General features: G+C 68.4%; 9 protein-coding genes. 3 read left to right on the top strand and 6 right to left on the bottom strand.

Features of this window, described 5'->3' with window-relative positions:
- On the bottom strand, positions 1-1,089 hold a 1,089-nt coding region (locus Q8Q85_09725; protein MDP3774532.1), incomplete at its 3' end, for an acyl-CoA dehydrogenase family protein.
- A 178-nt stretch (positions 1,090-1,267) separates the two neighbouring features.
- Between Q8Q85_09725 and Q8Q85_09720 the strand changes: the two genes are divergently transcribed.
- Genes Q8Q85_09720 through Q8Q85_09710 form a run of 3 tightly spaced genes read left to right on the top strand, consistent with a single transcriptional unit; the run spans position 1,268 to position 3,497 of the window.
- The gene (locus tag Q8Q85_09720; GenBank protein MDP3774531.1) at positions 1,268-1,408 is read left to right on the top strand and encodes a hypothetical protein; all 141 of its coding nucleotides are present in this window, start codon (positions 1,268-1,270) and stop codon (positions 1,406-1,408) included.
- The gene (locus tag Q8Q85_09715) at positions 1,405-1,881 is read left to right on the top strand and encodes a cytochrome c oxidase subunit II (GenBank protein ID MDP3774530.1); all 477 of its coding nucleotides are present in this window, start codon (positions 1,405-1,407) and stop codon (positions 1,879-1,881) included. Before Q8Q85_09720 ends, Q8Q85_09715 begins: the two co-directional genes overlap by 4 nt.
- Positions 1,878-3,497 carry a b(o/a)3-type cytochrome-c oxidase subunit 1 gene (locus Q8Q85_09710; GenBank protein ID MDP3774529.1) on the top strand — a complete coding sequence of 540 codons (1,620 nt, stop codon included), beginning with the start codon at positions 1,878-1,880 and terminating at the stop codon, positions 3,495-3,497. Before Q8Q85_09715 ends, Q8Q85_09710 begins: the two co-directional genes overlap by 4 nt.
- A 66-nt stretch (positions 3,498-3,563) precedes the next feature.
- Here Q8Q85_09710 and Q8Q85_09705 read toward each other — a convergent pair whose 3' ends face one another.
- The 5 genes from Q8Q85_09705 to Q8Q85_09685 form a co-directional block, all read right to left on the bottom strand.
- A complete protein-coding gene (locus Q8Q85_09705; protein MDP3774528.1) occupies positions 3,564-4,862 on the bottom strand; it encodes an amidohydrolase family protein in 1,299 nt (432 codons plus the stop codon).
- A complete protein-coding gene (locus tag Q8Q85_09700; GenBank protein MDP3774527.1) occupies positions 4,859-6,289 on the bottom strand; it encodes an amino acid permease in 1,431 nt (476 codons plus the stop codon). Before Q8Q85_09700 ends, Q8Q85_09705 begins: the two co-directional genes overlap by 4 nt.
- A 7-nt stretch (positions 6,290-6,296) precedes the next feature.
- Entirely contained in the window at positions 6,297-6,848 is a 552-nt protein-coding gene (locus Q8Q85_09695; GenBank protein MDP3774526.1) for a cyclase family protein, read from the bottom strand.
- On the bottom strand, positions 6,845-7,990 hold the full coding sequence (locus Q8Q85_09690; GenBank protein MDP3774525.1) for an aminotransferase class V-fold PLP-dependent enzyme: 1,146 nt from the start codon (positions 7,988-7,990) through the stop codon (positions 6,845-6,847). The genes Q8Q85_09695 and Q8Q85_09690 overlap by 4 nt, the downstream gene beginning before the upstream one ends.
- Positions 7,991-8,104: 114 nt before the next feature.
- Positions 8,105-8,295: hypothetical protein (locus Q8Q85_09685; protein MDP3774524.1), on the bottom strand; the 191-nt coding region annotated here is incomplete at its 5' end.

The following is an 8,295-nucleotide window of genomic DNA, read 5'->3' as shown; positions in this document are numbered from 1 at the left end:
CTTGTCCGCCAGCAGCGAGCAGACCTCGGCGACGGATTCGAGCGCGAAGGTGTTGGCCGCCATGAGGCCGATCTTCTGCGCGATCGCGTCGTGCTTGCCCACCGCAGCGCCCCACTGCACCCGCTCGCCGGCCCACTGGCGCGAGATCTCGAGGCAGCGCTTGGCCGCCGCGACCGACGAGGCCGGCAGCGTCAGGCGCCCGGTGTTCAACGTGATGAGCGCGAGCTTGAGCCCGCGTCCCTCGGCCCAGAGCACGTTCTCTTTAGGGACCCGGACGTTGGTGAACCGGATCACGCCGTTCTCGATACCCTTGAGGCCCATGAACTCGCAGCGATGCACGACCTCCACTCCGGGCCAGTCACGCTCGACGATGAACGCCGTGATCTGCCGGCGCTCCTTGCCGTTCACCATCTTGGACGGCGTCCGCGACATGACTACGAACAGCTCGGCGACCGTCCCATTGGTGCACCAGAGCTTCTCGCCATTGAGGACGTACGCGTCGCCTTCCGGCGTGAGCTCCGCGTAGGTCTCCATTGCGGCGGGGTCGGAGCCGACTTCGGACTCGGTCAGCGCGAACGCGGAGATGGCGCCCTTCGCGAGCCGTGGCAGGTACCGCTTCTTCTGTTCCGGAGTGCCGAAGAGCTTGAGCGGCGTGGGCACCCCGATGGACTGGTGCGCCGAAAGCAGCGCGGTGGTCGCGCCGCAGACGCTGGAGACGAGGGCGATGGCCCTGGTGTAGTGAAGCTGCGAGAGGCCCAAACCGCCGTACTCGCCCGGGATCTTGATGCCGAAAGCGCCCAGCTGCTTGAGCCCTTCGACGACTTCCGGTGGGATCTTGCAGTCGCGGTCGATCTGGTCGGCGTCCACCTTGTCGCGCATGAACGCCGCGAGCTTGTCGAGGAAGGGACGGGCCTTGGCCTCGTCCTCGGGGTCAGGTTGCGGATATGGATGGACGAGGTCCATCCGCAGGCGGCCATCGAACAGCTCGGCGACGAAACTCGGCGCCTGCCACTCGGTTTCCCGTGCGGCTTCGGCGACCGCCCTCGCCTCGGCTTCCGTGACCTTCGGGGCAATCGTGGGTGCGGTCATATGCCTACTAAGATAGCTTGCCCCCGAAAAGTTCGCGTGGTAGGTTAGGGGCTCATGGCGACGGCCGTACTCGTCATTGTGCTCCAGGCCCGGTTCGCGGCTCCACTCTCCCGTACCGTGGAGGCCTTCATACCGGCTTCACGCTTCCCCCACGAAACCTCTTCTAACCTCGATGCCCATGACCGATCCCGATAGGAATCGTCCGAAGCACCCCATCGGCACGCTCGCGATCGTCGGCGTGTACGGCCTGCTCTTCGTGCTGGGGTGGCTGGCCATCTACTACTTCGTGTTCGTGCCGCGCGGGGCGGTGACGCCGTGAACGTCGACCTCTACGAGCGCATCTGGCTGTGGGCGGCGACGGCCATCATCGTCGTCTTCCTCGTCTCGATCGGCATCACGACGTTCGGCTACGCGGTGCGGCCGCCCAGCCACGTCGAGACCATCGACCCCGCGCAGGTGATGACGGACCCGCGGTTCGGGCCGCTGGGCGCCACCGTGCAGCCCGACGGCAGCGTGCGGGTCGCGATGGCGGCGCTGATGTTCGCCTTCGTTCCCGCGGAAGTCCACGTGCCTGCGGGCAAGCCGGTAACCTTCCGGATCTCGAGCCTCGACGTCTCGCACGGGTTCAACATCGCCGGCACCAACGCCAACACCATGGTGCTGCCCGGCTACGTCAGCCAGTTCACCTACACCTTCCAGCGGCCCGGCGAGTACCTGGTCGTGTGCAACGAATACTGCGGCCTGGCGCATCACACGATGCAGGGGAAGGTCGTGGTGGAGGCGGCGCCATGACCCGCGTGAACAAGCTGGCGCTGGCCAACATCTGGGTCGCCATCATCAGCTTCGGCGTCGCGTCGGCGATGGCGATGATGCAGTCACTGTCACGGGCCAGCCTCGACCTGCCGTACCGCTCGGCGAAAATGTACTACCTCTCCGTCACCGCCCACGGCACGCTGATGGCGCTGGTCTTCACGACATTCTTCATCATGGGCCTCGGCTACGCGGTGGCGACGCGCTCGCTCGGGAGGCCGCTGGCGCACCTCGGCGTGGCATGGACCTCGTTCTGGGTCGCGCTCGTCGGCACCGTCGCCACGACCGCCGCCATCCTCGCGGGGAAGGCGACCGTGCTCTACACCTTCTATCCTCCGCTCAAGGCGCACCCCGCGTTCTACATAGGCGCGACGCTGCTGGTGGTGGGGTCGTGGGGGTGGTGCTTCGTGATGCTGCGGACCCTGGCGCTGTGGCGCCGCGAGCATCCAGGCGAGCTCATCCCGCTCGCCATGCACGGCATGGCCGCGACGATCATCGTGTGGCTTCTCGCCACGCCCGGCGTCGCCGCCGAGATGCTGTTCCAGTTGATCCCGTGGTCGCTCGGCCTCACCTCCACGGTGGACCCAGTCCTGGCCCGCACCCTGTTCTGGTGGTTCGGGCACCCGCTGGTGTACTTCTGGATCCTCCCCGCGTACGTGGTGTGGTATACGATCCTGCCGCACGCGGCGGGCGGCAAGCTGTTCAGTGACCCGCTGGCGCGCATGGTGTTCGTGATGTTCATCCTCCTCTCCACGCCGGTCGGGTTCCACCATCAGTTCATGGACCCGGGCATTCCCGCGGGCTGGAAGATGTTCCACGCGTTCAACACGATGTGGATCCTCTTCCCGAGCTTCATCACCGCGTTCACCGTCATCGCTTCGCTCGAGCTGGCGGGTCGGGCGCGCGGCGGAACGGGCGTCTTCGGCTGGCTGAAGAAGCTGCCGTGGGGCGACCCTCTGGTGGCGAGCGCGATCTGCGCGATGCTGCTCTTCGCCGTGGGCGGGTTCGGCGGCGCGATCAACGCCGGCTTCTCGATGAACGCGATGGTGCACAACACGGCGTGGATCCCGGGGCACTTCCACACCACGGTGGGAAGCGCGGTCGCGTTGACCTTCATGGGCGTGTCGTACTGGCTCGTGCCCAGACTGAGCGGCCGGAGGCTCGAGCTGGAGCCGATGGCGAAAGTGCAGCCCTATCTCTGGCTCCTAGGCATGATCCTGTTCTCGATCCCGACCCACATCGCCGGTATCCTCGGCATGCCGCGGCGGGTCTACGACGCGAGCTACGGCGGCAGCGCGGTCGCGGAGAGCTGGAAGGTGCTGACGGGGATGTCGGCGGTGGGCGGTCTGATCCTCTTCGCGAGCGCGGCCTTCTACATGCTGGTGATGGTCTTCACGGCATTCGGCACGAAGGTCGAGCCGGCGACCATGGAGTTCGCCGAGCCGCTCGAAGTGCCGGGCCCGCGCGCGGCGCGCTTCGACAACCTGGGGCGGTTTGCCATCCTCGCGGCGATCCTCGTCATCGTCGCCTACGGCTGGCCCATTTGGAGCCACCTCCGCATGCCGAGGTTCGGCTCGCCGGGGTTCACGCCGTTCTGATGAGCGAAGGCCTCCTCGGGGCGCCGCCCGCGGAGGCCTTCATCCCTCACGGCTCGCCACTGGGGGCTACGGCTCGTTCTTGTAGACCGTCCCCCCCTTCATCACGAACCGCACCCGCTCCAGCTCGGTGATGTCGGCGAGGGGGTCCCCGTTCACGGCGATGAGGTCCGCGAAGCGTCCCGCCTCGATCGTCCCGAGGTTGTTCTGCTGGCCGAGCAGCTCCGCCGCGACGCTGGTCGCGCTCTTGATGGCCTGCATCGGGGTCATGCCGTATCGCACCATGTAGGTGAACTCGCGCGCCAGCGGCTCGGTCCACGCGTAGCCTCCTGCGTCGGTGCCGTAGCTGATCCTGACGCCGGCGCGCAGGGCGGCCTGGAACGCCTGCCGGTGGAAGTCCAGCATCCTGGTCCAGATCGGGTTTCCCGCCGCAGTGCGCCCCGGAGCGACGTACACTCCCACATAGATGGTGGGGCACCAGTACACGCCCTGCTGCGCCATCCGCCGGGCGATGTCGTCGGTGATGCCCTGTCCGTGCTCGATCGTGTTGACGCCGGCGCGGAGCGCGGCGTCCAGACCTTCGCGGGCCACCGCGTGCGCGGCGACCGGCCGGCCCAGCCGGTGCGCCTCGTCCACCAGCGCCCTCACCTCCTCCTCCGTGAAGTTGGGCTGGCTGTGCAGCTGACTGTCGGGCCCCACGAAGTAGCGGCGGTCGGCGTAGAACTTGATGACGTCCGCGCCGAAGCGGACCTGCTCCCGCACCGCGCGGCGGATCTCTTCGGGCCCGTCCACGAGCTGAACGCCCTTGGGCAGCTCGATCTCCCAGTTAGGGGTGTTGATGCCGTACATCCCGGTCGGCGCCAGGGCGCGCGTGGCCACCCAGAGGCGCGGCCCGGGCACTTCGCCGGCGTTGATGGCGCGCTTGATATCCACGTCCGCGTACATCGCGCCCTCGGTCTCGACGTCCCTGAGCGCCGTGAAGCCCTGCATCAGCGCGCGCTCGGCGTTGCGCGCGCCGAGGATCGCGCGGTACGGGATGGATTGGCGCAAGAGCTGCTCGTCGTATTCCTGCTGGGTGATGTCGCCCTGAAGCAGCAGGTGGGTGTGGTTGTCGATGAGACCCGGCAGCACCGTGGCGCGCGAGAGGTCGATCACGCGGGCGCCGGATGCACGCCGCGAGACGTCGGCCCACGGACCGACCTCGCGGATGCGCTCGCCCTCGACGACGATGCCCTGGTCGAGGCGCGGCGCGTCGGAGCGCCCGTCGATCAGCCGGCCGGCGTGGATGATGGTCAGCGCTGGGCGCGGTGCGGGCGCCGCGGGTTGCTGCTGGAGCGGGGCGATGGCCAACAGTAGCGCGAGCATCATCGGCGGAACCTCCAGGCGATCGTGAGCAGCACCAGCCAGGGTATGCCCGACATCAAGGTGACTCGAAGATCCGGAACCCACCAGGTGGTCGCGATAACGAAGAGCATCAGCGCGAGACCGGAGGCCGACGCGAGCCACCGCCACCGGTGCGCCGGTTCGCCCGTGCGGCTGTGCGCCTGTGCCCCCGTGCGCCTGTACGCCGGTGCGTCCGTGCGGCTGTGCGCCTTGAGGAAGCAGAGGTGCGTCGCGAATATCTGCGCCCACACGTACAGCCCGCCGAAGATCGCCAGCCCGAAGAGGAAGATGAAAGCGTCGCCCGGGATCAGCTTGGCCGCGGCCGCCGCCACGCCCATCCCCGCGGTTGACGCCAGGAGCGCCGCGAGCGGCGTCCCGCGCTGGCCCAGGCGCCCGAACGCCGCGGGCGCGTAACCGCCGCGGGAGAGCGAGAAGAGCATCCGCGACGTTAGATAGAGGTTGGTGTTGATGGACGACAGCGCGGCGGTGAGCACGACGAAGTTCATGACGATCGCGGCGCTCGGGATGCCGACCATCTCGAATACCCGCACGAACGGGCTCCGGTCGGCGCCGATCTCCCGCCACGGGACGAGGGCGAGGAGCAGCGCCATCGAGACCACGTAGAAGACTATCAGCCGTCCTACCGTCGCGCGCATGGCGCGCGGGATCGCCGTTTCGGGGTCCTTAGCCTCGCCCGCCGTGACCGCCACGATCTCCGTGCCGAGGTAGCTGAACATCACCACCGGGAGCGCGAGCCAGACGCCGCGTATGCCATGCGGCGCGAAGTCGGCGTAACCGGCGGCGCCCGGCACGTCGGCGTGATGGAGACCGGTGAGGATCGCGATGCCGAAGAGGATGAACAGCACGATCGCGACGACCTTGATCATCGCGAACCAATACTCGAACGTCCCGAACGCTCCCACGTGCATCGCATTCACGATGACGAGGGCGAGGGAGAGAAGGACGACGGGGATCCACAGCGGGAGGTTGGGGAGCCAGAGCTTGACGTAGATCCCGGACGCGACGACCTCGCCGCCGATAGCGATCACCTGCGCGAACCAGTAGCTCCATCGCACGGTGTACCCTGCCCACGAGCCCTGGTACATCTCCGCGTGGACGCCGAACGAGCCGGCGGTGGGGTGCCGCGCAGCCATCTGGCCCAGGGCCAGCGTCATGAGGAAGGCGATGACCGCGCCTGCCAGATAGGCAAGGACGACCGAGGGCCCGGCGAGTCGAATGGAAATGGCGCTGCCGAGGAAGAGTCCGGTGCCTATCGCCCCGCCGATGGCTATCATCGTGAGCTGCCGCTGGGACAGCTCGCGCTTGAGGCCTTCCTCCGCGGCAACGAGATCGCGCCCGGCCGGCCCGGCCGGCCCGGCTGGGTGGATCACGTCCGTCGGCCCGCCCGTCATCCGTCCGTCACTTCTCCAGCAGGATCGCCCGCACCGGCGCTGCATCCATCCCGACCAGCTTCACCGGCAGCGCGACCAGCTGGTACTCGCCGTCCGGCACATTCGAGAGATCCAGGCCCTCGAGGATCACCGCGCCCTTCTTCCAGAGCGCGTGGTGTGCGTCGAGCGTCTTGCTCGCCACGGGATCCACGGACGGGCCGTCGGTGCCGAAGAGGCGCAGGCCGGCGAGCCGCTCGACCTGCGCGACCGTCGGCGCGCCACCCGCCGCCCTGACCAGCACGCGCTCGCCGGTGGCGCGATCCAGCGAGTCGATCGGCAGCACGATGCACGGACCGACGCACGCCTCGAGCGGGATCGACTCGGCGGTCTCGCCGCGCGGTGAGAAGTGAAAGGGCGCGTCCATGTGCGTTCCCGTGTGGCAGCTCATCGTGACCTGGCCGACGTTGCAGGATGCACCCTCGGTCATCTTCCAGGTGAGGGCGCTCTCGAACGCGCGGTCGCCCGGCCACACCCAGCTGCCGGGTCCGACCGGCCGGGTGATGTCCCAGATCCGCGTCACGAGCCCAGGGTGACGCGCAGGCCCGGACGGTGCGCCACCAGCGCCGCGATCTCGCCGATAACGAGGTCGCACTCGTCCATCGTGTTGTAGAAGTGCGGAGAGAGGCGAATGCCCGCGCCGGGCCGGTAGTCCACCAGCACGTTGCGCTTCAGCAGCTCCCGCGTGATCGCTTCGGCGTCAATGGGGTTCACGGCCACCGTGCCGCCGCGCCGGGCGGGGTCCGTGGGCGAGATGGTCGGGAAGCCCAGCTCGCGCACCTTGGCGAGCAGCCGCTCGGTCAGCGTCACCGAGTGCTCGCGGATGCGCTCGACCCCGACCTCGCGGATGATCCTCAGCCCTTCGGTGGCGGCGTAGAGCGCTGGGATCTGCGGCGTCCCGTTCAGGAAGCGGTAGGGTCCTTCGGTGTAGCGGATCGGTGGCGGCGCGAAGGCCATGGGCTCCGCGTGCGCCATCCACCCCGTGAACCGGGGCTTCAGGTGCTGCAGGTCCGGCCGCACGTAGAGCCAGCCGCTGCCGGGGCCACCGCACAGCCACTTGAGGCAGCCGCCCACCGCGAAGTCCACGCCGAGGGCGGTCACGTCGATCGGCACGACGCCGGCGGACTGCGAGCAGTCGAGCACGACGTGCGCGCCCACGCGGTGCGCCTTCCCGACGATGGCGGCGGCGTCCTGCATCTCGCTGCTCTTGAAGAGCACGTGAGAGATTGGCACGAGCAGCGTCGCGTCGTCGATCGCGTCCACGACGCCGGCCAGCGGGGTGGGCGTGACAGTCAAACCTTTCTGGGCCGAGTAGAAGTACTGCACGGAAGGGAAGTTCCCCTCCTCGAAGACGATCTTGTCGCGCTTCCCGCCGGTCTCGAAGCACGAGAGCACGACCGCTTCGGCCGTGGTCACGTTCTGGTGCATCGTGACCGAGCCCGCCGGCGCGCCGATGAGCGGCGCCACCAGGTCGCCGACGGCGACGGGCATCTCCCACCAGCCCTCGTCCCAGGCCCGCACCCCCCGGGTGGCCCAGATCTCGGCGTACTCGGCGAGCCTCGCGGCCGCGCCGCGCGGCATCGCGCCCAGCGAGTTGGAGATCAGGTACGTCGTGCTTTCGAGGATGGGGAATTCACGACGCCAGGCCGCAAGGTCGGTCATCATGGCCCGGTTAGTTACGGTGCCGGCGGCCCGGCGTCAACTCGCGACTGAAGTCAGCGTGCGACGAAAAGGGGGCGTAGCCGCCCCCTTTCCTTGATTCCCGCGCGCGGGCGCCGGCTACGGCCGGCCGGGCCGCGGCAGGCCGAACCGGAAGCGCGGCCGCGCCTTGAGATCGATGATCGTGGTGTTGCCGTTGATGACCAGCGGGACGAACTGCGTGCCGTTGAACGACACGACCGCCGTGCGGGACGAAGTCCGGGTTTCACCGGTGAGGAACGTGATTGTGACGGTGGCGTCCTGCGTGATGG

It is taken from the genome of Gemmatimonadales bacterium (assembly GCA_030697825.1).
Classification (GTDB): domain Bacteria; phylum Gemmatimonadota; class Gemmatimonadetes; order Gemmatimonadales; family JACORV01; genus JACORV01.
Note: the sequence above shows the minus strand (reverse complement) of the source record. Positions and strands in the feature narration are given on the sequence as shown.

Excerpts from the sequence above, each read along its gene's own strand:
- Q8Q85_09720 (MDP3774531.1), top strand. The coding sequence starts at position 1,268 with ATGACCGATCCCGATAGGAATCGTCCGAAGCACCCCATCGGCACGCTC.
- Q8Q85_09690 (MDP3774525.1), bottom strand. The coding sequence starts at position 7,990 with ATGATGACCGACCTTGCGGCCTGGCGTCGTGAATTCCCCATCCTCGAA.
- Q8Q85_09710 (MDP3774529.1), top strand. The coding sequence starts at position 1,878 with ATGACCCGCGTGAACAAGCTGGCGCTGGCCAACATCTGGGTCGCCATC.
- Q8Q85_09700 (MDP3774527.1), bottom strand. The coding sequence starts at position 6,289 with ATGACGGGCGGGCCGACGGACGTGATCCACCCAGCCGGGCCGGCCGGG.
- Q8Q85_09705 (MDP3774528.1), bottom strand. The coding sequence starts at position 4,862 with ATGATGCTCGCGCTACTGTTGGCCATCGCCCCGCTCCAGCAGCAACCC.